The sequence below is a fragment of the Paenibacillus glycinis genome, assembly GCF_009909185.1.
Classification (GTDB): Bacteria; Bacillota; Bacilli; order Paenibacillales; family Paenibacillaceae; genus Paenibacillus_Z; species Paenibacillus_Z glycinis.
Genome location: NZ_JAAAMV010000001.1, coordinates 904,835 through 928,982, shown reverse-complemented (window position 1 = coordinate 928,982; position 24,148 = coordinate 904,835). Strand labels below are relative to the sequence as shown.

Annotated in this window: 19 protein-coding genes and 2 pseudogenes; 13 read left to right on the top strand and 8 right to left on the bottom strand. The window is 49.0% G+C overall.

The features are described 5' to 3' along the window. Positions 1–937: 937 nt before the first annotated feature. Positions 938–1,300: a hypothetical protein gene (locus GT019_RS04120; protein ID WP_161741441.1), complete on the bottom strand. Its 363-nt coding sequence runs from the start codon at positions 1,298–1,300 to the stop codon at positions 938–940. 513 nt (positions 1,301–1,813) lie between these two features. Here GT019_RS04120 and GT019_RS04115 point away from each other — a divergent pair. From GT019_RS04115 to GT019_RS32610, 5 genes are all read left to right on the top strand, one after another. Beyond that, a complete protein-coding gene (locus tag GT019_RS04115) occupies positions 1,814–2,047 on the top strand; it encodes a hypothetical protein (RefSeq protein ID WP_161741440.1) in 234 nt (77 codons plus the stop codon). A gap of 13 nt (positions 2,048–2,060) precedes the next feature. Further along, entirely contained in the window at positions 2,061–2,375 is a 315-nt protein-coding gene (locus GT019_RS04110) for a spore coat protein (protein WP_161741439.1), read from the top strand. 49 nt (positions 2,376–2,424) lie between these two features. Then, the gene (locus GT019_RS04105) at positions 2,425–2,553 is read left to right on the top strand and encodes a DUF4023 family protein (RefSeq protein ID WP_161741438.1); all 129 of its coding nucleotides are present in this window, start codon (positions 2,425–2,427) and stop codon (positions 2,551–2,553) included. 85 nt (positions 2,554–2,638) lie between these two features. Beyond that, positions 2,639–2,944: a response regulator gene (locus tag GT019_RS32615; RefSeq protein WP_407945060.1), complete on the top strand. Its 306-nt coding sequence runs from the start codon at positions 2,639–2,641 to the stop codon at positions 2,942–2,944. Positions 2,945–2,959: 15 nt separating this feature from the next. Next, positions 2,960–3,220 carry a winged helix-turn-helix domain-containing protein gene (locus GT019_RS32610; RefSeq protein ID WP_161741436.1) on the top strand — a complete coding sequence of 87 codons (261 nt, stop codon included), beginning with the start codon at positions 2,960–2,962 and terminating at the stop codon, positions 3,218–3,220. 183 nt (positions 3,221–3,403) lie between these two features. Here the strand turns inward: GT019_RS32610 and GT019_RS04090 are convergent, their stop codons facing one another. Further along, positions 3,404–3,877, bottom strand: a complete 474-nt coding sequence (locus tag GT019_RS04090; protein WP_161741435.1) for a hypothetical protein — start codon at positions 3,875–3,877, stop codon at positions 3,404–3,406. 868 nt (positions 3,878–4,745) lie between these two features. Further along, positions 4,746–5,540, bottom strand: coding sequence for an alpha/beta fold hydrolase (locus GT019_RS04085; RefSeq protein WP_161741434.1), 795 nt, complete (start codon positions 5,538–5,540; stop codon positions 4,746–4,748). A 704-nt stretch (positions 5,541–6,244) separates the two neighbouring features. Here GT019_RS04085 and GT019_RS04080 point away from each other — a divergent pair. Further along, complete coding sequence (locus tag GT019_RS04080; RefSeq protein WP_161741431.1) at positions 6,245–7,021, top strand: TerC family protein; 777 nt, start codon at positions 6,245–6,247, stop codon at positions 7,019–7,021. Between the two features lie 216 nt (positions 7,022–7,237). On the opposite strand, the gene GT019_RS04075 is transcribed toward GT019_RS04080, so the two are convergent. Beyond that, the gene (locus GT019_RS04075) at positions 7,238–7,627 is read right to left on the bottom strand and encodes a hypothetical protein (protein WP_161741428.1); all 390 of its coding nucleotides are present in this window, start codon (positions 7,625–7,627) and stop codon (positions 7,238–7,240) included. Positions 7,628–7,877: 250 nt separating this feature from the next. Between GT019_RS04075 and GT019_RS04070 the strand changes: the two genes are divergently transcribed. From GT019_RS04070 to GT019_RS04045, 6 genes and pseudogenes are all read left to right on the top strand, one after another. Further along, positions 7,878–8,828, top strand: coding sequence for an aldo/keto reductase (locus tag GT019_RS04070; RefSeq protein WP_161741426.1), 951 nt, complete (start codon positions 7,878–7,880; stop codon positions 8,826–8,828). A gap of 25 nt (positions 8,829–8,853) precedes the next feature. Beyond that, on the top strand, positions 8,854–10,053 hold the full coding sequence (locus tag GT019_RS04065) for an MFS transporter (protein WP_235946632.1): 1,200 nt from the start codon (positions 8,854–8,856) through the stop codon (positions 10,051–10,053). Positions 10,054–10,142: 89 nt separating this feature from the next. Then, a pseudogene (locus GT019_RS04060) lies at positions 10,143–10,800 on the top strand (aldo/keto reductase). A gap of 1,240 nt (positions 10,801–12,040) precedes the next feature. Beyond that, positions 12,041–13,231: a glycosyltransferase gene (locus tag GT019_RS04055; RefSeq protein ID WP_161741424.1), complete on the top strand. Its 1,191-nt coding sequence runs from the start codon at positions 12,041–12,043 to the stop codon at positions 13,229–13,231. Between the two features lie 292 nt (positions 13,232–13,523). Then, positions 13,524–13,637: pseudogene (locus GT019_RS32420) on the top strand (flagellar biosynthesis protein FliA); the annotation flags it as partial. A gap of 484 nt (positions 13,638–14,121) precedes the next feature. Further along, a complete protein-coding gene (locus GT019_RS04045; RefSeq protein WP_161741422.1) occupies positions 14,122–17,616 on the top strand; it encodes a hypothetical protein in 3,495 nt (1,164 codons plus the stop codon). A gap of 140 nt (positions 17,617–17,756) precedes the next feature. Here GT019_RS04045 and GT019_RS04040 read toward each other — a convergent pair whose 3' ends face one another. The 4 genes from GT019_RS04040 to GT019_RS04025 all read right to left on the bottom strand — a co-directional run bounded on the left by GT019_RS04040 (position 17,757) and on the right by GT019_RS04025 (position 20,554). Then, positions 17,757–18,140: a hypothetical protein gene (locus tag GT019_RS04040; protein WP_161741420.1), complete on the bottom strand. Its 384-nt coding sequence runs from the start codon at positions 18,138–18,140 to the stop codon at positions 17,757–17,759. Between the two features lie 2 nt (positions 18,141–18,142). Beyond that, the gene (locus tag GT019_RS04035; protein ID WP_161741417.1) at positions 18,143–19,342 is read right to left on the bottom strand and encodes a hypothetical protein; all 1,200 of its coding nucleotides are present in this window, start codon (positions 19,340–19,342) and stop codon (positions 18,143–18,145) included. Between the two features lie 226 nt (positions 19,343–19,568). After that, the gene (locus tag GT019_RS31785; protein WP_235946630.1) at positions 19,569–19,832 is read right to left on the bottom strand and encodes a hypothetical protein; all 264 of its coding nucleotides are present in this window, start codon (positions 19,830–19,832) and stop codon (positions 19,569–19,571) included. 158 nt (positions 19,833–19,990) lie between these two features. Further along, positions 19,991–20,554 carry a hypothetical protein gene (locus GT019_RS04025; RefSeq protein WP_161741413.1) on the bottom strand — a complete coding sequence of 188 codons (564 nt, stop codon included), beginning with the start codon at positions 20,552–20,554 and terminating at the stop codon, positions 19,991–19,993. Between the two features lie 426 nt (positions 20,555–20,980). Here GT019_RS04025 and GT019_RS04020 point away from each other — a divergent pair, with 426 nt between their 5' ends. Continuing rightward, a complete protein-coding gene (locus GT019_RS04020) occupies positions 20,981–24,001 on the top strand; it encodes an S-layer homology domain-containing protein (RefSeq protein WP_161741411.1) in 3,021 nt (1,006 codons plus the stop codon). Positions 24,002–24,148: the final 147 nt, after the last annotated feature.

Below are 24,148 nucleotides of genomic sequence, written 5' to 3'. Positions count from 1 at the left end.
CCGATGGAATTTAGGACCAAGGCCGCTTAAATAATTTTCGTTTATTTATACTGTCTACTTGACGGGGTGCAGTTCACGACCCAATCGGCTGCCGTTGTTCATTGAAGTAACGGGCAGCATTCCAATTATGAAGAAATACGAGGTTTGAGAAATAGAAAAGGGACAAGCGCCATAAGGAGGACAACGCGCTGAAGATTATTTTGAAGCCGTAACGTTATTCCCAGGAATTTTTTGTTAGGGGTAAGAACTTGATCCTGTATGAGGACAAGAACATATATCAATTGAAATCCGCCTTTTGCGCGGATTTTTATGTTATGAAAGACAATACATCGCCTTATTGCACGGCGGGTTTTCGAGCTTATAGAAGCCGGATTGAGCGTGCTAAGAGAGGGCAATCTGATCTGGACAGCGTTTGTGCTAACGCATAAAAATACATTGATATCAGGGCTTAAATTGAATATGCACTTTATTCCGCCGGGTATAATACCCGTGGGGGTGACTTACAATGAAATGCGTTTACTGTGAAAACATCCAACAAATCAAAGGGATGAATCATAAATGCTACATCTGCTCTATAATCAAACGCAAGCGGTAAAGAGGTGCTTTATTAAATGTTAACGAAAGTTACTACTATCGCGTTATGGATAATATTCATTTCGTTGAGGCAACTTAATAAGTGGGTAGATAGGGTGTCGCATGAACTGCAAAATTTGCAGCATACAAATAACCCCTAGATATGATATGTGAGCTACAGCAAGAAATGACTTGCAAAAAAGACCGCCTACCTACACGAGTGTTTGAAATGTGATCCACTATGGACACGTTGAAATAACCTGACCCTCTTGTGGGTCACATTTCAATAAAGAGCATTACCTTTCACTTGGATTGCAAAAGAAAAAGACCCTAAGAACGGGCCTAATGTAGTAATTATTATCGTTTATTCACTTCTGCTACTGCGCGATCCTTTGCTGCCGTCCGAGCCTCTGCTGCCACGCGAGCCTTTGCTGCCGTCCGAGCCTCTGCTGCCACGCGATCCTTTGCTGCCGTCCGAGCCTCTGCTGCCACGCGATCCTTTGCTGCCGTCCGAGCCTTTGCTGCCACGCGAGCCTTTGCTGCCGTCCGAGCCTTTGCTGCCACGCGAGCCTTTGCTGCCGTCCGAGCCTTTGCTGCCACGCGATCCTTTGCTGCCGTCCGAGCCTTTACTGCCACGCGATCCTTTGCTGCCGTCCGAGCCTTTACTGCCGTCCGAGCCTTTACTGCCTTCCGAGCCTTTTTTCCTTTGCGATACTTGTCCAGACATATGATCGACTCCTTAGATTATAGATTCTATATAAACTATGTATCCAATCTATCAAATGTTATAGTCGCATGCGTATTTACTAGAGATGGGCTATATTATGCCAAGAACACAGTTGCGAGTTTTCATTTAACACATCGCTTTAGCTCTTCGCTATGCGATTTGAGCATCCATGTGCATCTCTTACTGCCGATAAAGAAAACGAATGTAAGTTTGACTGAACCGACCATGATCAAGCGTGCTGGATATAATTGAAACCTTTTCCATTGGTTGTTGCCGCGGCCTTGCAGGTAATCGATGTCGATCAGACAATTTCGAAACCGTACCGTTATTCTGAAAGAACCACATTTGTTGTGCGGTAAGATCCTGTAGGAGGACAAGACCTCATAATCAATTGAAAACCGCCGCTTGCGCGGATTTTTTTATGTTATGAAGACAATGCGATTGTGAATAAAAATCAATGCGTTGAGGAAAATTATGAACTGGTTTCCAAGGGAAAAAGAAGGGAGCATGATTATGAACCAATCAGCAGACGCAATGACGGCAAAGGAGTTGGAGTATATAGCCGACTCTATGTCCAACGAAGATTTGTTGTATAAACAGTGCGTGGTCGCAGCGGCTACCGTCCAAAACCCGCAAATAAAACAAACCGTAAATCAGTTGATGAGCAAACATACCCAGCATTATCAAACATTGTTAACGATGATGGAACAGCACAGACAAATGGCTCCGACGCAACCTCAACAATAGGAGGATATATTACATGAATAGTCCATTAAGCTTACCTGAAGAAGACATCGCGAACACAATTTTGGCGGATTTAAAAAGGGTTACAAGGGAATATGCGACTGCCGCTACCGAATCCGTATGTCCTCAAATTCGGCAAATGTTTACCGACCTGTTGAACGAAACCCTTACGATGCAAGGGGACCTGTATACGACTTTGAAACAGGCCAATTTGTATAACGCCTCGTCGCCCGTCCTGCAGCAAGAAATAGACAAGCAGGTCGTGCAATACAAGCAAACGCAGCAAAAAACAGTGCAATTCGCTCAACAAAGCACAGTTCAATTTCAATGACTGCTAATGGTCCTTTGCAAGATGTCAATACAAAGCGAGGTGATGGTACATGGAATCCACGAATGAATTCGTGAAAAAGTTCAATGATACACAAGCCAAGCAACGGAAAAACGCAGAGAAAGGTAAAGGCAAACCGTCGCAGAAACTGCAAAATGTACAGCATACAAATAATCCTTAAATAATCCTTAAAGAAAAATAGAGTTGCAGCATGATTCGCCAAAGAATACAAAACCACTAACGACCGTCTACAAAATCTGTTGTAGGTGGTCGTTTTGGTGTTATCCGAGGATGATGAGACGCTTGGTGCGCTTACCGAGCATCAGCTGAAGCGGCAATATCATGTTGTCGATTGGATGAAGGATGGCCGTAAGGCGAAGGAAGCATTAGCAGCTCGCCGGTATGACATATACGTGCTGGATTGGATGATGCCCGATATGACAGGTTTAGAGCTCGTACGGAAAATCAGTAGGAGCGAGGCTCTTTTTCGGCGATCGGGGGTACCGATCGTCGGTTACAATCAAATTAGGAGATATATCAGCGCATCTCAACCGATTCGAAGTAACACGTAGTGGCACGGAGATCCGTTGACACGACCCGAACTTCAATTGCTCATCTGTTTGATGCGCCATGTGGGACAAGTTCTTTCACGGGACAAGCTGCTGAATCAGGTTTGGGTACTCGAGTCGGATGTGATGCTGAATGCCGACGATGCCACAATCACATTGCTACGCAAAAAAGTGGACGGGCCTTTTAAAACAAAATGCATTCAAAGCATCTATGGTGCAGCTATCGCTTTATTACAGGTGGGGAATGAGAACAATGTTCAACGGACACGAACCCAGTAACGCGAGAGTTCTCGCTTACAATTGGAATTATTCTTATAGGGAAGAACCTTCCGAAATGGCGGAACGATCTTACATGGACGATGTTTGAGACAATTTAAAAGAAGGGGAAAAATGAGAAGCAATGAGATTGAAAAAAGCTGCCGGAGACGGCAGCTTTTCATATGAGTTTAGAAAGAAGGAACATTAATATTTTTTTCGGCTGCGAAACATCCGGAAGAGAGAGATGATTACGATCAGCCATAAGACGATGCTTAGCAGCGAGAGCAAGGGAGAGCCGAGCGAAAAACCGGCAAACGGGTTAAATAGGGAGCTGAAAATTGTGCCCAGTGCCAGTCCTCCGAATAAGCCGCCGAAAAACCCGCCGAATCCGGTCCGCTGAGCGGGTGACGTTCTCGCAGCCGCCGGATTGCGACCGCCTTGGTCCTGTCTAGAAGGCGCCGTGCGGCCGGGGCCGACTCCGGGATTAAAGCTTCTTCTGGGCGAACGTATCGCACCGCGTCGATATGCTTGAACCGTATTTTTCTGTTCGATTTTCCTTTGTTTCTCGACCGATCGCGTATCGTATGACGGTTTTTCATATGAGTTGCCCTGTGCATGTAAGGATGATATTCCCTGAACCCAAGAGAACAGCAGGAAAAAAACCAAAATTCTTCTCATCTGTATATGAACATCTCCATTCTAGCGTTCCCTGCCTCTGGCATCTGGCGGTTGGTAGCGCTTGGTCATAGTGATACCTACGCGTCCTCGGATTATATCCACTCAATCCGGCTTTCTATGCCGAGGTTTCAAAAGCACATTCTTGAAGACCGGGACGTCGCTATAAAGTACGCGAGGACCATGTCGCCGCTTAAGAAAAGCCACCATAACGAACGTAGAACCAGCAGCACGAGGTTATTATGCCCTTTTGTAGAAAAAGCATGTTCAAAGCTTAAACATTAAATGTAACGTTGAATGGTCGGAAAGGAATGAACTCGCTCGCTCATTGGAGCAATAGCACAATGTGAAAAGGAGCCACATGGGGAGTGGTATCGGCAATTGGGGGTAATGATAACCGATCTGCTAAGTGAGTGGATAAATCGGCACTGTACTCCTCGTAATCAAAGTCTACATATTGGCCGCTTAGTTAACACGAATGCGTTTTATTTACAACCGGGCATTAAGAGGGAGGAAATTTAGCCCTCTACCCAGCCGCTGTCCGCGATCCGGGTGATAATTACGGCTGTAATATGGTCGCGATGAAGATTTCATCCAACAATCTGATATTTCCTTGAGAGCTTAACGGTCTTTTTGAGGCTTCATGACTGCAGCGGATTAGGTTGGATCAACGCGACGAGCGTCAAAATAGTCGCAAATAATCAATTTCTGTAATCTTGTCCAGTTTTAATTCGTCACGGTTTGGGCGCATCTTAAGAAGGCCACCTTCAAATTGTGGCCCGATGATTACTGTTTAATAAGTGAACGCACATCAGACAGCGGAAAAAGCGGCTGCCTGATGTGCGTTCTATTACGGTTCCGAGGCGCGGGTTCATCCCGTCGCAGCCCCGATGAACTCCTGCATCAGTTGATTGAACTTGTCACGTTCGTCGTAGAATGAACCGTGGCCACTGTAGATGAACGGCACGAGTCGTGAATGGGGAATTATTCGATGCATTTCCTCCGCCTGTCTGAACGGAATGACTTGGTCGTGAATGCCGTGCACAATTAGCGTAGGCAGCTGTATACGAGTTAGGTCGGAGGTCAAATCAAAGTCTCGTAGCATGATGATGACCGCGGCTGTCGACCAGCCGGCTGCCTCCATCCCCATCTGATTGAACCAATCCGAGAAGGGCTTGGTGATGTACCGGAAGAAGAAGATGTTCGTCACGCCGAGCATCATGTTCGCCCGGTCGTTCAAGGTTTGCTTCAACAGTTGCGCGGCGTTCTCTTCGGTAAACCCGCGCGGGGCAGCCGCATCGATTAGAACGAGCTTCGATACGCCGCCACCATTGTACCGCACGACGTATTTGATCGCGATTGCGCCCCCGGTCGAATGTCCGCCGAGCACGAAATCTTTCAATTGCAGCGCTGTAACAACGGCTCGGATATCGTCCGCAAGCCGCTCTAAATTATAGCCATCGTAGGGCCGGTCTGACTTGCCAAAGCCGCGCCAGTCGATGCCGATGCAGCGGTAGCCCATGCCCGGAAGCACGTCGAACTGATATTCAAACTGGTCATGGCTGAGCGGCCAGCCATGAAGAAAAACGATTGTTTTACTTCCTGCCGGGTTGATGTCCTCTACATAGAGCTTTACCCCCGGCTCCACCGTTACAAAGTATCCCACCGTCGTTACCTCCGCGACTCATAATCTTTACCCAATAGGATACGCACTCAGCGCCCAAACGTGAACTCCAGGGCGGAGCAGCCTGCGAGCCGGAAGCGCGGAGTAATAATTCACCTCTTGCATGACGAACGTACATTCGGTTTTGTTGGCCGCGTCGTGAAAGGAATCACTGTTTAATCGCGAATATGAAAACAAGTCTAAACCTTGGAGGGCAAAAGAGCCTCGGGGTTTTTCTGTGTTTCTAGGCTAATTCCAACCCTATGATGGTTCATATTCGATGTACCTGGTCTTCTTTGGATTAATGGTTTTCATGCACGCTGGTGGAACATTGATTGCAGGCTCAAACTCGCGACTGCCTGTTTATGTCTTACTGAATGTAGAGAGAATGCAGAGATCATCGATTTAGCCATTCGACTCCTCTTGGATTTCAATCGCTATCTGAAGTGTCAATAACGATACAGGACAAGTCTTGTTCGCAATTTATGCTGAGTCCTTTGGGGAGACATAATCGATAACCAAACAGGAGGAGAATTTTTTGTATCATAGTTCATATCGCAAATGTAACACCTTGGCTTGTATTATATTTACTGCCCGTCGTTAGGCCAAAAAAATGAACTCTACCCCCGATGTCATCCGTATATCTATTACGGAATATAACTGGCTTGTTGGCTCACTGACCATGATCGTAAAGGGGAGCGTGCAAATTGGAATCATTGTGGTTGGAGTATGCGTGGGCGTTGCTGATTCTTATCGGCTTGGAAGGACTGCTGTCGGCAGACAATGCGCTCGTACTGGCTGTTATCGCGAAGCATTTACCGGCAGACCAGAAGAAGAAAGCCATCAACTATGGGATCATCATGGCATTTGTTTTCCGCTTCGCCGCGCTCTTCGCGATATCGTTTATTGCCAACGTCTGGCAAATACAGGCGATCGGAGCTGCTTATCTTCTCTACCTTGGGTTGAAGCACATCCTCAAAGCACGTTTGGGCAAGAAAGACGGGAGCCTTCGCGAGGACGACAAAAAAGATGCTGCGGGAAAAAGCTTCTGGCCAACCGTGGGGAAAATCGCGCTGGCGGACCTTGCTTTTGCGATCGATTCCATTCTTGCCGCGGTAGCGCTTGCCCTTGGTCTCCCGGATTCCCCGCTTGCCCATTTCGGCGGCATGGACGGAGGCAAATTCCTGCTTGTCGTGCTTGGCGGGATTGCTGGACTTATCCTGATCAAATTCGCGGCCACATGGTTCGTAAAGTTGCTGGGCCAACGGCCGGCGCTCGAGACCACCGCTTATGCGATCGTGGCGTGGGTCGGCGTAAAGCTCGCCGTAATAACACTGGCGCACGAAGATATCGCCGTGATAGATTATCATTTCCCTCATAGCACGGTATGGACGCTTATCTTCTATGCGGTCTTGGTATTGGTGGCCCTGCTCGGTTGGTTTGCGCCGTCGAATAAAAAACAGGTACAGACCGATCAGGTATAGGTAAAAATCGCGATAAAGTTCTTGTCCTTTGGAATAGACAGGAACTTTATCCCCAAACACAATAAAACGCGTTATGCGCTTGAATGATTTACCACAGAGTTCCTTGTCAAAACAAGACAGCGTGCTGTTCAGTTGTTTGAAGAGCTGAAAGAGATGGAGTATGAACCGGGATGGCTTCGGCTCGTTCGGGTTCACGGGAAGTACTGTTAAGGAAAATCACTTCGGCTGTTTATCTAACACTTCGGTACTCTTACCGGAGAAATACGGGACCATTAAAGCGCAGACAAGCGCTAACAACATTAAACCAATAAACGTTCCTCCATGAATCTCCTTTACCGATAAGACCAATAGTATTTTGGAAGCATTCAAGAAGCATTCTCGCCATAAAAAAATATGAGCTTGTTGAATTATGGTTTGCTTCGTAATCATTCTGAATTGTCTCGAGTTCCAAATCGTCCCGAAATAAAACATACCGATGGTTGTTAAAATGTTTGAAATGATAAGCAGGGGTGCCTTTGGTAACAACGGCAGAAGAATACCCACCGAAACAAAAATCATACCGATGGCGAGCCAAGTCGCTTCACGGACCTTCAAACGCTTATACAAGAACAGAGCCCCCATGGCGAAGCAGGCATGGTCCGATATCGCCGCGCTCTATTCCATCCCTTCCCGCGCGATAGCCTCGTTCTTTATTTAGTTAACTTCAAGTAACTAGATATAATATTTTTCACTTCTTCTCATGTCATGTTGAATTCTCTATAATCGAAATTGTCAAATAATCGGAGATCGCCGACGAATGGTTGGGCTTGGAAAAGAAGACGTAGACATTCGCATGGAAACAGGAGGGATGATACGAATGAAATATCGTAAACTTGGCAAGAACGGCCCTGAACTGTCCGTTATCGGGTTCGGGTCCTGGGCAATCGGGGGAGGCGGCTGGGCCAGCGCTTGGGGCGACCAGGACGATGAACTTTCGGTGGAAAGCGTGCGCGTCGCGTTGGATAGCGGGATCAACTTCTATGATACGGCGGCCGTTTACGGGCTGGGTCATTCCGAGGAAGTCATCGGGAAAGCGTTAAAGGGCGACCGCGACAAAGTCGTGCTGGCGACCAAATGCGGCCTCGTTTGGGACGAGAACAAAACCGTCTCCAAGAACGGTACCTACGACTCCATCCTCCGCGAAACAGAGGCATCGCTGCGCCGCCTCGGAACCGACTATATCGATTTATACCAGATGCACTGGCCGGATACGGATACGAACGCGCCAGCCGAAGAAACCATGCGCGCGATGGACAGGCTGGTGCAAGACGGCAAGGTGCGTTACGTAGGGGTGAGCAATTATACGGTTCCTTTATTGGAAGCATCGCTTTCCGTGAGGCATGTAGATGCGCTGCAGCCGCCTTATTCCATCCTGAGGCCGGCTGTCGAAAAAGAGATTTTGCCCTTCTGCCTGAAGGAAGGAATCGGTGTCGTGGCTTACAGCCCGCTGACTTCGGGATTGCTGTCCGGCAATTATACGTACGACACCAAATTCTCGGATGACGATTGGCGTTCCCGCAACGCCGCGCATTCGGGGGAAGGACTAAGGAAAAACGTAGACCGCGTCGAGAAGTTGAAACGCATCGCGAGCCGGTACGGCTTGACCATGCCGCAGCTTGCCATCGCATACGATCTCGCTCATCCGGCCTTGACCAGCGCTATTGTAGGCGTTCGCAAGCCAAGCCATATCTTGAGCGTTCTGTCCGCCGTCGATGCGTCGTTGGATGAAGCAGCTCTCGCGGAAATCCGCAAAATAGCCCTTGAATAAGAAAGCGGGTGCTTTCGATTCGATAATGATGCCCATCATTCGTGACGTTCGCACGTTTATTTCGATCCCCGGAGCGAGAAAGCTGCTCGCGATTCTATTTTTCTACGGGATTGGAACCGGCATCTTGGCTCCGATGAACGCCGTATATCTTGACGAGAGCATCGGGCTTTCCAAAGAACAAATCGTTGCCGTCTTCGCCGTATCGCTGTTCTGCAACGTAGTCATTACGATTACGGTCGGCTGGATCAGCGACCGTCTGAAGAACAAGAAGCGGCTCCCGCTGCTGGCCGCAATTCTTTGCATGATCGGGCTGTTCATTTACATGAATGCTTCCGGTTTTCGGAGCGCGCTCCTCGGAATGACGATCGCCGTGGCGCCGTCCGGATTGATCATGGGCCAGCTGTTCGGCATGGCCAGAAATCATTTTTTCCGTCGCGCCGGCGACATTGTGGAGATGGCCCAGCTATGGCTCCGCGCCTCCTTCAGCGTAGGGTTTTTTATGGGACTGCTGCTTGGCGCGAACATCTTCGTCCTCGCGACGTTTAACGGCGTATTGTGGGGAAACATGGCGGGCTATGCCTGCCTGGCGGTTCTGCTGCTGTCGTATGAAGAAACGACGGACGTCCCGGGAGCGAAGCCGCCGGCGAATGGAGAACCGTTCTCCCTTGTTATGCTGGTTGCGCTGCTGCTGCTCTCTTGCGCCGATGCCGTACGAGGATTATATTTGCAGCTCGTCGTGTTGAAGCTGTTCGGTAAACCTGAGATCATGTCGTACATTTGGAGCACCCAGGCGGTATTCGAGTTGTTATTCATGACGCTGGGCGGATATTGGGCGGCACGGTACGGCAGCAAGAAGATTATGTTCCTTGCCGGGTGTTTCGCGCTCGCCGCTTATTTAACGTATACGAGAAGTTCCTCGCTTCCCGTCTTCTTTGCCGTGCAGCCGTTGTACTCGTTTTTTGTATCGATCCTGTACGGCGTAGCGATGGGCTACGTGCAGCGGATGTTTTTGAGCCGAACGGGCTTCGGGGCAAGCTTGTACGTGTTCATATCGCAGACGGCTTCATTAATCGGATATTTCTTGCCGTTGTTCGTTCACGGGATAACGCCCAACATATTCTTCATCCCCAGTGCTTTGGTTGCGCTATCCTTAGTGATTATTGGCGCGGTGTTGTACCGGGAAAGAGGAGCGAGCAGCAGGCGTTCGATGGATGCTGCCGGTTAGCGCTCCGGTAGCGCGAGGCTCGACGGAATTTCCGCGCGGATCCAGGTTCAAGCAAGATTGCGTTTCTAATCGTATAGGAGGAATATGTCATGCGATATCGGAATTTGGGGACCAGCGGGTTGGAAGTTTCGGTTCTGGGGTTGGGTACGAATGCATTCGGCGGGCGCGCGGATAAAGATACCTCGATTCGAGTGCTGCACCATGCGGTTGACAACGGGATTACGTTCATCGATACCGCGAATATTTATACCGGCACAAAGTCGGAAGAGATCATCGGCGAAGCGTTCGAGGGGCGGCGTCAAGACGTGCTCCTTGCGACAAAAGTGCTCGCTGGCCGATCGCGGCGTCGAAAGGGAGTTGATTCCGTTTTGCGTAGATCAGGGGATCGGACTCATTCCTTATTTCCCGCTGGCTGGAGGAATTCTAACCGGCAAATATTCGGGCGGTTCCGTGCCAAGCGGATCGCAATTGGACAAGAACCCTAATTTTGCGCGCAGATTGGTTTCCGCCCGCGTTCAGTTGGGTGAACAGGTAACGAAAATCGCCGCTGAGGTTGGTACTTCTGCTACGGCGCTCTCGTTGGCTTGGTTAATGCACCAGCCAGCGGTAAGCACGGTCATCGCCGGAGCGACTCGCGAATCGCAGATCGACGAGAATCTGAAGGCAGTACATCTCGAGCTTGACGAAGACGTGTTGAAATCGCTCGATGAAGCAAGCAAGGACTTCATCTATTCGCCTCCGTTTTGAAGCTGACTTGAAAATAGCGGCGGCAAATGTTGCAGTAATTGAAACAAAGCCTGATTAAGGAGCCTTTTTTAGAGGCTCCTTTTTGATGCGTTCGAAAAGGAAGTATTGCGTAAAAAAGCGTAACAATTGCTGCTTAACGCTTATTTCCCTCCGAACTACAACAAGAAGAGCCCGCAGCCCTTATATGCCGTGCTGATCAAGCTTTCGCTGCCTCGGCTTAAGGAGTCGCTACAGCACTCAACATGATTGAGGTGTCCGCGATTGGCGTGAATTGGACGCAAATTTGAAGCCCGCATGGTACAAAGCATGCTTAAAGCAGTGCCTTACTTTAAAGTTGTAACCGCCTTGCTCATCCTGTCCGGCCTTGCCATGACATTAATTATGGCCCAAGGAGCGTTCGGTTGGTTCGTTCAGTGGAGCTGGCTATCTCTTAAAGCGTATATTATGATCGCGGGTCTTGCTGGACATCGCTCACCTTGGAGTAATCGTCAATTTGATTCTAGGCGTTACAAAGATCTTTTGATCCACGACGTGTCGCTATAAACTGCATTCATGCGGTAATTGCTTACTAGGAGGAAACCGGGAAAATAGTATATTCTTTACGCATTAAGGAATAACTACTTTCGAAATACAGGCAGACATTCCAACGCTATCGTTTTAGCCTTTCAGGAAGACGATTGCACGACTAGAAAGGGTAAGAATTCATATTCCGCTTGCTAAAAACTCCCGAAGGTGACCGGGGTATCCTTGCATCGCGTCGTTGGCGCCCAGCATACGGATAATGAGCCGTACCTGGTCGTCGAGGTTGAATTTATGAACAACGAGGACCTTCACGCAGCGATGGTAAGCCCTGCAGGACAAGCGGTATCCCAAGATGTCACGAATTTTATTCCTTTTCCGAATCGTCGTCCCACTATCCTTATTTTGGAGTGAAAAAGAATTCCGCATGCTTGTAATCTCGGGTGTCCAAACCGGACTTAGTGCTACAGCATTAACTCGGCGGATTAGTCCCGACAGCATGAAGAATGTAAGCCGTTATCCATCGCGATGGCGGCTTTTTACGTTCCCCCGGGACTATACCATACCTTGAAACCAGAAACCTTGAGCAATCAGGGTTTTTCGTATTTGAGAGCAACGGGCGGAGCCAAGCCTAGCAGGCTCGATTCAAAGAAATGTGCGCTCTGACTATCTCGGCGACGGTGATTTATACATAGATTACTATAATAGAGGGGGTGTCAGCATGACGAAAGTCGGCGTTGTCATGCCGGTTTATTATCAAAATGAAGCTTATATCCGATTGGCGATCCATACGATGCGCAATCAGGTTTATCGAAGCTTTACCTTCCTGATTGTCATCGACGGAGCGCCCGAGCTGCTGCCGCTTGTTCAGGCGTGCACCGCCGGAGATGAACGGGTAACGATCGTTTCCTATCCGGTCAACCAAGGCGTCGCGTTTGCGCTTAATTACGGATTCGAGATCTTGATGGACCAAGGTTACGATTACTTGACATGGGTATCGACGGACAACGTCTATTACCCGCAGTTCTTGGGCACGTTAGTGAGCGCGATGGACCGGACGGGTCCCGATGTCGGCATCGTGTACAGCAGCTTTAATCAAATCTTCGAAAACGGCGAGCCCGCGCATACGCCGGAGTTTCTTCGCACGCTGCACAGCTGGCAGAATCGTCCCAAGGAGGCACTGCTCGATGGCTGCATCATCGGCCCTTCCTTTATTCATCGTGCGGAGTATTGCCGTCTCGTGGACGGATATCGCTTCAAATACATTCAAGACTATGATTATTGGCTGCGGATGACCGATAATTGCGACATTAAGTACGTACCTGTCGAGCTGATGGATTATCGGATTAATTCCCCGTACAGCTTGTCTACACACATCGCGAACGATATCTCGAAGCACCGTTTGTGCTGGAACGAGGTTCACCGGGCTCATTATGAAACGCGCCAGAGACGAAGCATACCGCTTTTGTTCAGCGCATTGTTCATCGTGAAACCGGGCGAAGTGGCGAATGCTCATACCGCGATCGGTAACATCATCGACCAGTACGAAACCAACTGCGAGCTGATCATCGTCAGCCTGACCACGCAGAACGAAATCGAAGAGATCATGGAAGCATTCCACGATCCGCGCGTGCGAATCTTGTATTATGTTAATCATTCAATCAACTACGCCTTGCACAAGGCACTTAGGAGAGCAAAGGCGGAGTGGTGCATCATCTTCGACAGCGCGCATGCGCCGGCAGATGCGACATTCATTCGTGCGATGAAAGAATCGAACCTCTTGGATGCGGCATCGACGTCATCCGTCTTCAATTACAACGGGCAGATCACAACATCGGGAACGATTGCATATCTGTATCAAACCATGACCGTTCGCGCAAGGATGCAGGCATTTATACAAGCTTCGTTATAGGCTGTGCCATCACAAATCCTATGAATCTTTCTTATAGTTTATGAAAAGCAGAGATAAAGTGAAGGCATTGTCTTGATTTACGACTCTCTGAAGCTAATAATTCGAGCGCCTGTACCTTTCCGGCGCCGACTTCGCCCGTGCTCTTGGGCGATATCGGGCGTGTACATTTAACCTGACTGCGATCGGGACTTATATGGTCTTGTTTCAGGTGAGTGTTGACGAAGCGGGTCAACTGATATTGACGATAAATGGGTTAAGTAACAATGATGATGTCGGCGATTCAAACACTTCCATTTTTACATCGGGTTGTGTTCACAATGTCAAGAAGTTCGACAATATGGGCGAAGGACTCGAGGACTTGATCTCCATCGGAACGATCGGGCTAATCAAGGCGATCGAGAGCTTCTAGACGGGAAATTGCGAAGGAGCTGGGTATCTCGCGCTCGTACGTGTCTTTTAAAAGGCGAAGAAAAGAATACGAAAAGTGGTCGCTCTTAGGGGCGGCCATTTTTTGTTTTTGAATCGTTCGGCTAAGTCTATGGGAGTCTTACGATCCAACTAGAGCCGTCCCGCTGGCTATCTCAGAGTTAGATGCGACGAAGGAATCAAAGGGCAATGACTCGTTGAGACATGGGAGCGAGAATCGCTATGGCAACGTGGAGACGTGCATATCTAGAACTATACGGGGGACAGTTTAAACCATTTATTTCCATTTAATACATTATTATAACCGATCGGATAGACCTTTTGAGTCTTAACAAGAACAAATTCTTCCTTGGAAAAAATAAACTAGGCGTTTGTACTCAATTATTGACTAATTAACAATCATCGAACAAAACTGAATTATTCTAGTACTGCATGTAAATCAATAGAAAGAAGTGTGAGTAAAGTTGAAAAAGAAGCTGCTTATATCTACTATGATTGCGCTAACGATGTTGTTTAGTCTGGCTTACGGTGCATGGGCTGCGTCTGATCCGGAACCCGGCGACAGCTTGAAACAGGTGAAGCAGGATAATCACGGACAGTCGAAGAAAATAACCGCTTTGGGATTTTCGTCTAACGTAAGAGCCTCGGATACCTTTTCCTTTCAGACATCTTCTACGATCGATCTATTGAATATTACGAGCGACAGCGTTCCTCCTTATATTTCTATCGATGACGGAAGGAATGATCTAGATCTGTCTAATGCTAAAATCAGTGTACTGAAAGGCATAGATGGAATCGCCTATTCGATAACGAATTTGCCTGCGGTCGATCACGCCAAATCCTACACGTTGCAAATTCGTCATTCTTCGATAACTTTAAAAAAAGCCGCTTTCAAGCCGAAAAGTTCTGCCAACACAGAGCTTAGGGTGCTGAATAACGCCATTCACCTATCAAGCATCGACAACGCACATCGTACGATTTATATGATCCCTCAGTACCATGTTGAACAATTGCTTGCCGAAATTGACTCAACGGACAATTCGATTCAACATTATGCGGTTACGGATCGTTCGGGAACCGAAAAAGGGTTAGCCGATGAGATCGTCAATAATGATCGATTGACCGTAGTTGCCGAAGATGGAACATCCAAACTGTATACCATCCAACTATCAACTTTAAAAGCAAACCTTCAGCAATATACGGCAGGTCAAACGCAAGACATAAGTTTAGAATATTCGATTAATAAAACCACGCCGGAAAGAAAATATTTATATGGGACGTTAACCTTTCATTTGCCGGATGGAGTAACAGCGTCCTCTACGGATACGTTCGATTTAATCGGCCGGGGTTTTGTACAATTAAATGATGCTGCTATCGCTTCCGCAAAAGACTATAACCATTCGGGGCGAAACTGGGTTAGAGATTTAAATTCAAATGAAGATTTACGAACAAAAGTGGCCATAACGGACGGCGGAAAAACGGTTTCCATCAAGGATACGGATTTTAGCGCATACAACGGCGTTGACGTTACGTTGGTTTTGAAAAACAAAAAAATTCCAAAACGAGGCGGAGCGTTCAGTGCGACTTTTAGCGGCAAGGCTTATTCGGGAACGCCTCGCGAAGCGGATTATACGGAGACGGGGACGGCAAGCTTCAATGTAAGTTCTACTGTAACCCATTTAGTCAGAAAAGCTGCCGACGTCTCCTATGACACGCCGACAACGGTTGTGCTGGAAGCGGATGCGACGAATAAACAAGCAAGCGTTTATGCAAGTCTGGACAGAGGTTTATCTTGGGTGAATACAGGAGCGGGTCTCAAATCGCAACAAGCGATTCTTTCGAACCTATTGCCGGAGACCGCCTATTACTTTAAGCTGGTAACACCCGACGGAAGTTCAAACATGGTGAGCTACTATACAGGTCAATATGACGTAACGAGCTTTGGTGCCGTTGCGGACGCAAAAGTATCGGAAGGCGCCGGCGACATGCTTAAATATGCCGGGACGGATAATTCCGCTGCCATAAATGCAGCCATCGTAGCAGCAAGCAAAAACGGCGGCGGAACGGTTTACTTTAAAGGAGACTCGAATTTTGCCTCCAACAGCATCCATTTAAGAAGCGACGTCTATTTATATTTTGACGAAAACGCTCAACTTACCGCCTTGGACAAGATCGACGCAAGAGAAGCTCCGTTAAATTATCCTTTCGCATTGGGGCAGGATGACGGTCATGGCTATTGGGAAGACGCGCTTTTGTGGGGCGTTCGCGTAGAGAACATCAAAATCATCGGGAATTCAGCCAAAATTTACGGAAATATGAACCTCTATACGGGCTACAGCGATCCTTACGTTCCTGGCGACGGAACGAAAACGTTGTCGTTCAAACTATCCAAAAATATCGTGGTTGGCGGAACGGACGAGGATCATGTACTAACCATTGAACAAGGCGGCTGGTTCTCGATACTAACGACCGGCTGCGATAACATAAGGGTTCAAAACATCGTATTGCCTGACTCTACGTCCGGTCGTCAAAGAGATACGTTCAACTTTATGCAAGATAACGACGCCTCCGCTTTTAACGTTACGACGTTGAAATCCAGCAATGACGTAGCGAAATTAGGAAGCGATTTTTCGTTAGGGTTCATTAGACATGTTTCCAATATCAATATTGAAAAAATTGCTGCCGGTGACATCGCAGGCGGAAACGTGTTCCAGCTAGGCTCGGAAACGGTCGGGGATATGGAAAATATAACGGCGAAGAATCTGACTTTAACAACGAACGCGAATAAAACCGGCGTGGCTATCTGGGTTAACGACGGGTCAAACGTAAGCAACGTAACCTTGTCGGATTTGCATTTGGAAAACACCTCCGGCGGCATTGCTTTCGGCGTGTCTCCTCGTTTCGAAGGCGCCGGGCTTGACGAAGACGGAAGTCTTCAAACGGCAAGGCTGCCGCTTGGAATAAGAAGACCCGGTTCGATTTCGAATGTAACGGTGGACGGGGCCGTATTATCCAAGAACGCCGGAGGAGACGGAGCGTTCCCGATTGTGATTCAAGGCTATAAACGATTTCCAAGCACCGGAGCCGCGGGCCAAGTCGACGTTGGTTCGGTCGGAACGATCGTAGACGGAGAAACGTATCCCGTTCGCAACGTCACGATTAAAAACCTTGCGCTTACGGCATCCTTTAATCCAGCCAAACCTGCCTCCAAGCCCGTTCTATCCAACACGACGGAAGTGATCGCGGAAGCCAAGAATGGGGGGAACTATCGAACGTCGTCCTACGCGAATGCGAGTGCATTCCCTGCATATGGCATACTCATGAAATATGTCGATCATGTCACGATTCAAGACAGTTCCATAAAATACGAAGACAATTTAAGAAATGACCGATTTGCGATTGTCGTGGATAATGGAACGGACGTTAATTTAAGCAACCTGAATATTTTACAAGGCGGGTTAATCGGCAGCGCGGTACAAGTTAGAGGTGCTTCAAGTTACCATTTTAGCAATATTGCGATTCAAACATTCAATAAGAAGTATCAAACACATACGGCAACCGTGCTTCCCGACGCAAATGGCCGTACCGATTTCGATAGTTCCGTAAAGGCAAATTTATCGCAATCCTACGTTTTTCCGGGCATTGTCTCCGACGCAGCTGTAGATATTGCGTATACAAGCACGCATATCAATGCCATTTCAGGCGATGCGATCGACATTAAAGCCGGAACTACGGTTGGAAATGTTTTGGACGAGTTAATATCCTTGAATGGCGTTCAAACGATCTCGGTTGTCGATGGTAGCGGTAACGCGGTTGCTGCAACCGAAGAGATTACGACAGATCATCGTCTTAACGTGGTTTCGGCCGATGGAACCAATACGGTTGTCTTAGCCTTCTCGATCGACGGCGACGTTACCTCCGGCACGGACGAGCGTGTATCGCTGCATGAAGCCGCTTAAGCGCTATCGTTAGAAAACCATCCCTTGGATGGCTCGTGTTGTTAAGAAGGCCGCTGAAAAGGCCACAAAAAAGGAGCAAGCCCTCGAATTTTGGGGGGCTTGCTCCTTCTTTGTTTGATTTGGAATGGAAATTTACTGTATCACCAACTAAGATGCCTCTTAGTGCCCAACGTGTCGGTAATATCGATCGTCAGATGGCGGATGCTCAACCGATCGCGCTTGTAACCATGGCCTTGGTCGTCAACGAATTTGGCTAATGGCACGCTGGATTTGCCGGCGGTCATCATCGGTGCTTCATAGGTGTACTTGTCGTCAATGGTAAGCTTTGCATGATACCAAATAAATCCGGTTTCGTTTTGGACAATCACATGGTTGTTCGTCAGGGCAATGTCGGCAATCGGAATCGAGCTTTTCGGAGCCGGGACGCATCCGGTCATTAACAAGACGAGAACAACGACCAGCAAGCATGAGGTAACATTACGCCTTGTCGGTTTTCTTAGGCAATTCGCCACGTTCCTGAGCATAATCAACGTTCCTCTCCATTGGATTCAACAGACAGGCCGAGGTCAAAAAACAGATTGGGCGCGCCGGGGTGGCCGCGATGCACTTCGACCGCAATTTCATTGGTCCCCTTCACAAGCTTGTTTAAATGGGCCTTGAGATCAATTCTCCGATAGAAGGTAAATTCATTCGGAAAAGCAAGCGAGGATTCGGTCAGGAACCCGGAAATAATCGCGTCTCGAGATACTTCCTGGCCGTTCAGATAAACGACGTAGCCGTCCTCGAAGGCGATATTCAAATCCAAATCAGACAGTTCCTGCGGATCGCCGTTCAGTTCAAACGACTTGCGGAAATAATAGGTCGGGGACGGCACGACCTCTAATTTGGTTTGAAGATAGGCTTGCAGCTCCTTGTTATTCGTAAATCCCAAAGGAGCTCTGCCGGTTTTCCAGTCGGAATCGTCGTAATCCGGACTTCGCCAATCGTCAGCAGGCAGAGGAACCGGTTCCGTGTGGGTGGTTTCAATAATCGGTCCTTCTCCCACTAAGTCTACCCCTTTTGGAATGGAGGATTTAATCGAATCGTCACCGGGGTGATAGTGCCATAAGGATTGAATGCCCACGAGCGGAATTTCCTTTTTTTCCTTTAACGTGGCAAGGTCCCACGAAGCCAGGTTATCCGCATCCAGTACCAGTTGATCCACGATCTGTCCCTGCTCGTTCTCCGCTTTCATGGTCAACGCATTGGCATTCGCTTCCATTACCGTAATAACAGACGATTCCTTCATCTCGGACAAGCCCCATTTGTCCCAGTCCTCGTATCCGGAGGGCTGATAATTGGCAGGCTCTTGGGAGACGCCTACATGAAGGACATAGACGGTATCGCGGACGAATACCGCGTTAATACCGGCCGTCCGGAGCGCCTTCCACACCTCGGGAAGTTTCGGATCTTCGCTTAGCCAGGCAAGGGCGAAGGTTTGTTTACTTCCGCTCATCGTCGTGCGGATCCATTCCAACTGCTTGTCTCCCGCATCGCTTAACCGGCCTGCGTTCAGAAAGAAGAGCTTGGCGTTTCCTTGCTTAATCGCGTAAACGGATTTCCCGTAACCCGGAAGCGTCTCGGTAGGCACGTGAGGATACGCTTGGTCGAAGTCCTGTTCCGTCGCAGAACCGTCATAGACGGGGTAGAGCTGGAACGATCGCGCATCCGGATGATCCTGCAGCAACCGGTTGGACGCAGCGAAATACGAGATGTCCCGGAATTGCTTGATCCATTCCCCGATGTCCCCGTCCTGCTGGCTGAAATAACCAAACCGAAACGACGTCGAGGATGCGGCGGATAACTTTGATCCCACCATGGGTACCCTTGTCCAATAGAAGGAACAAAACAGAATGCCAATTAACACGAGCAGCGATAAAGAAAGCTTATATTTGTATAAGGCTGCCATAGGCTTAACCCTCTCCTCCCGGTAACGTGTTCGGCAAGGAAGGCCACCACAAGATGGCGTGGTAGACGGTCGGCCAGAGAATGATCAGATTGACGATAAAAGCAACCGCGAATCCGATCGTCCAAGGCTTCAGCTTGACCTCGATCCGTCCCAGCGTCCAGTGGAGTATCGCCCATGTGCCCAACCAGACGACCAGTCCCGCCGTTTCTTTGCCGGTATAGGGACCGATGGCCCACCAAGAGGGGATCCAGGAACCCCAATTCAGCAAGATCGCATTAGCATGAAGCGGATTATAGTAACTCCACAAGTGAGTGAGCGTTGTCGCTGCAATACCGAGCCATACGGAAAGCAGGATAGCGGCGATTTCGCCTGTTTTTCGTTGTTTTGTTTCTTTCACCTTATGTTCTCTCCCTATCATGTTGAAAATCATACCATTTTCAGTTTCGTCAAGCCGAGCCCGAATGCAAGTCCGACCAGTAAACAGATCCAGAACAGCGTGATCAGTAAAGCAATGATTCCGCTAATTGCCGAGCCCGGTTCGAGCTGATGGCGAAACCGGCGCAATAAGACGGCCGCCGCGATTCCCAGGGGGAGCGGGTACAGCGAGACGAATTCTTTATATTCCATTAGGATGAGATGGACCTCGGGGCTGCGGTACATCAGCCACTGCTGGGGACCATCCGGTCCTCGGTAAGCGATGTAAAGCCAATTGCCAAAGATGATCGTAACCAGAACCAGGATGTTTGTGAGCCAAAGTACCCATTCCAGGGTGACCGCTGCTCCTTTCTTGCCCCGCAGCATGGGATAGGTCAAATGAAGCACTTGGCAACTCATGATCACGGTGATGGTCGCGCCTAAGCCATGAAGAACGGCTTCCAGCTTGTGATTGCTGAATCCAATGACATTAAACAAAGGAATGCATAAAAAAAGCAGCGCGGCTACGCTCGCTTGCGTAACCGCAAAATCTCTTGCATTGAAGATTGATTTCATCGCCAGTCCATCTCTTTCGTTAGGGATTATGTTGTCGATAATTCTAGACATGAATTATCAGAAGAATGTTAATGCCAGTTTAGGATATTGCAAACGTTATCGAAACGAGGCAGTTTTTATGGCTGGGACGAGGCGGCGTCGATGCTTAAAATTAGCTTAATACAAAATTAATTTTATCTTAAATTTTCAAATGAAAGATTGCGAGTATAATGGCTAGAGCAGTTGGCGGCTTATTATTAGGTATATTCTGGGAATTCCGCAATTCTTTACATGGCACGAAGAGAGAGAGAGACGTGCATGCTGACCTGCTAGTAAGTCGATAACAGCGAAGTAAGGAGGGGATTTCGTTAGTTTTGGATTGATGGAGGAAGATGCCGAACCGGGGGTCCATGGCCGACTGCTAATGAAAGAGAATGGGGAGATGACATGAAGGTGAAGTTGAAAGCCAAATGGAAAGGTTTAACATTGGCTGTGTTCGTATGTACGATTCTGTTCTCCATCGGGATTTTAAACGTCTCGGCTGAAAGCACGATCATCAAGGGGCCGTATTTGCTCTATACAGGATCAAACAGCGCGATGAGCGTCCTTTGGCAGACGAGCGATAACCAACCGAATACGATCAAGTGGGGGACCGACACCAATTATTCGTTGGGTGAAAAGTCCGTCGAGACATACGGTAGCGACAACCAGCATAAGATCGACCTGACCGACTTGCAGCCGGCTACCAAGTATTATTATGAGGTAGACGGTCAGGCCGGTTCGTTCGTCACCGCGCCTGCTGCTGACGCTACTTCCGTGAAATTTCTTTCCTACGGCGACAGTCGTACCCAACCGGCTTACCAGGAGAAAGTAGCCGCCCTGGCACGGGAGGCTTATAACGCCGACCCATCCTACCAGACGCTTCTCCTGAACAGCGGGGATATTGCTTCGAGCGACTCCGAGAGCAACTGGACCGCTCAATACTTCATGAATGATAAGACCGCTTACCCGGCGTTGAGTGCTCTCCAGGCCGAAGTTCCGATGATGGGGGCAAGAGGCAACCATGAGGGCGTAGGTTCGGTCTACGAGAAGTACTTCCCTTATCCATACGTGAATGACTTTTACTGGTCCTTCGATTACGGTCCGGTCCATATCTCCGTAATGGACGAGTATGCGGACTTTAAGCCCGGCTCGGCGCAGTATAACTGGCTGATCAACGACTTGTCCACCACGACCAAACCGTGGAAAATCGTCATGGGCCATCAACCGGCTTGGGGTGCCGGCACGCATGAGAACAATACGGATCTTCAAAAATACATCCACCCTATCCTGCAGCAGTTTGGGGTACCGTTGTATCTGAACGGACACAATCATAACTATGCCCGTGCCGAGGTCGACGGCATCGAGTACCTCACCTCCGGCGGCGGCGGCGCTCCGACATATCAAGTGGACCCGACTTGGCCGAACATCGTCAAGGCCGATGCGTCGTACTTCTTAACCGAGTTCGATGTTAAAGGGGACACGATGAAAGTAACCTCCCGTCGGATTGACGGCACGGATATCGAGACCATCACGGTTAAGAACACGCAGACTCAATTGGACATTTCCAAGCTGACCATGACCCCAGACAAAGATACGTTGCAAACGGCTTCTCCCGAAAGCAGCATTAAGCTCGGTCTGGCGGCTGTCGACAGCAAAAATGCAAATGTGGATCTTGCCGGTGCCGTTGTAAGATATTACACGGATAAGCCGGACAGACTCACCATTGCGGGAGATGGAACAGTGTCGCTGAAGAACAAGCCTGTGTTTAATGAATCCGCTCAGGTTTGGGCTGAGATCTATGACGGCAGCAAGTTGGTTACGAGTAACAAGGTGACCATCAAGATCGAAAATCCGGATGGGTTGGCAGAATCAACGTTAACTTCGGATCGCGGTTCATTGTCCGGTGATGCTAAGGCTAAGCTAAGCTTATCGGCGAAAGACAATGTAGGAGCCGCTATGGACCTTTCTTCGGCTACCGTCAGCTATAAGACAAGCTTGGAAAATATCTTGTCCATTTCCGCTGATGGCACTGTAACTGTGAAGAATGCGCCGGTTCGTACGACGGCCGTAACCATTCAGGCAGCAGTTACCGTCGGGGGAATTACAGTCGATAGTAATACGGTATCCATCATTGTCGGCCCTTCGGCGGGCGAAGATGCCCAAGTACTCGTAGCGCCTATCAAAGGCCAATACGACGATACGGAAGAAGGTGCGGATGGAACGTTGGATTTGGAAAGTTCCGACTTGGAAATCGTAACGGAAGACTCCAACCAACAGATCTTGCTCCGATTTGCTGAACTGGCTATTCCGAAAGGGGCGAAGATTCTTGACGCCTATATCCAGTTCTCCGTTGATGAGCCCGATAATAACGTGGATCCGTTCGACGTGAATATTTATGCGGAAGACGTTGCGAACTCGCAACTGCAAGATCCGCCGAATGTTTCGTCGCGGGTGAAGACGAAGGATTCTGTAAACTGGAAGGATATTCCTAAGTGGACGGTAGAGCATGAAGCAGGCCCAGACCAGCAAACGCCTAACGTTGCATCTTTGGTCCAGGACATCGTAAATAAGGATGAGTGGGTTGAAGGGAATACGCTAGGCTTCATTCTAACCGGTCAGGGCACCAGAACCGCCGAATCTTTTGAAGGCGCAGGCACCCATGCAGAGCAGATTCCACAACTCCATGTCATCTACCAAAAAGCAGATACGACGAATCCGGGTAACGGCGGCGGAGACAATGGCGGTGGAAACGGCGGCGGAACGACACCTCCGGGTAACGGCGGCGGAACGACGCCTCCGGACAACGGCAGCGGAACGACGCCTCCGGGTAACGGCGGCGGAACGCCGGTCATTCCGGCCAATCCGTTCAAAGACGTCGATTCGCATTACGACTGGGCAAAAGACGCAATCGCGGTGCTGGCCGACAAGGGCATCATCAACGGCACATCGGCTACGGCCTTCGAGCCGGGCAAGCAGATCACGCGAGCGGACTTTATGGAAATGCTCGTCCGCATGTTGGACCTGAAGGCGGACGTCACGTCCAACTTCAGCGACGTGAAGGCGAACGACTACTACTATAAAGCGCTTGGCATCGTCAAAGCGCTCGGCATCGCGAACGGCACGGGAGACAACAAGTTCAATCCGCGTGAATTCATCTCGCGTCAGGACATGATGGTTCTTATGAGCCGGGCAATGGACGTCACCGGCAAGCTGGACCTAAGCGGCACGACGGCAGACTTGAAAGGCTTCAAAGACACGGCGAAGGTTGCGCCTTACGCAGTCAAAGCTGTGGAAGAATTGGTCAATGCCGGTATCGTGAAAGGCAGCAGCTCGTTGTTGAACCCGACGGGTCAAGCGACGAGAGCGGAAACCGCGCAAATGATCTACACTCTCTATCTGATGTTGCAGGAGAAAGGCAGCCTTTAAGACATCTGGGGCAGCGGGGCGTGTCACACGCCCTGCATATCTCCGAAACGGGCTGTCAAAAAGATAAGCTATTCTCCATCGTAGGATGGATGGTTTACCTCAAACATAGGTAATTAAAAATGGCGGCGTTAGGGAATGAATCCTTTC

Excerpts from the sequence above, each read along its gene's own strand:
- GT019_RS04120 (WP_161741441.1), bottom strand. The coding sequence starts at position 1,300 with ATGTCTGGACAAGTATCGCAAAGGAAAAAAGGCTCGGAAGGCAGTAAA.
- GT019_RS04105 (WP_161741438.1), top strand. The coding sequence starts at position 2,425 with ATGGAATCCACGAATGAATTCGTGAAAAAGTTCAATGATACACAAGCC.
- GT019_RS04020 (WP_161741411.1), top strand. The coding sequence starts at position 20,981 with ATGAAGGTGAAGTTGAAAGCCAAATGGAAAGGTTTAACATTGGCTGTG.
- GT019_RS04070 (WP_161741426.1), top strand. The coding sequence starts at position 7,878 with ATGAAATATCGTAAACTTGGCAAGAACGGCCCTGAACTGTCCGTTATC.
- GT019_RS04025 (WP_161741413.1), bottom strand. The coding sequence starts at position 20,554 with ATGAAATCAATCTTCAATGCAAGAGATTTTGCGGTTACGCAAGCGAGC.
- GT019_RS04090 (WP_161741435.1), bottom strand. The coding sequence starts at position 3,877 with ATGAGAAGAATTTTGGTTTTTTTCCTGCTGTTCTCTTGGGTTCAGGGA.
- GT019_RS04065 (WP_235946632.1), top strand. The coding sequence starts at position 8,854 with ATGATGCCCATCATTCGTGACGTTCGCACGTTTATTTCGATCCCCGGA.
- GT019_RS04055 (WP_161741424.1), top strand. The coding sequence starts at position 12,041 with ATGACGAAAGTCGGCGTTGTCATGCCGGTTTATTATCAAAATGAAGCT.
- GT019_RS04110 (WP_161741439.1), top strand. The coding sequence starts at position 2,061 with ATGAATAGTCCATTAAGCTTACCTGAAGAAGACATCGCGAACACAATT.
- GT019_RS04115 (WP_161741440.1), top strand. The coding sequence starts at position 1,814 with ATGAACCAATCAGCAGACGCAATGACGGCAAAGGAGTTGGAGTATATA.
- GT019_RS04040 (WP_161741420.1), bottom strand. The coding sequence starts at position 18,140 with ATGCTCAGGAACGTGGCGAATTGCCTAAGAAAACCGACAAGGCGTAAT.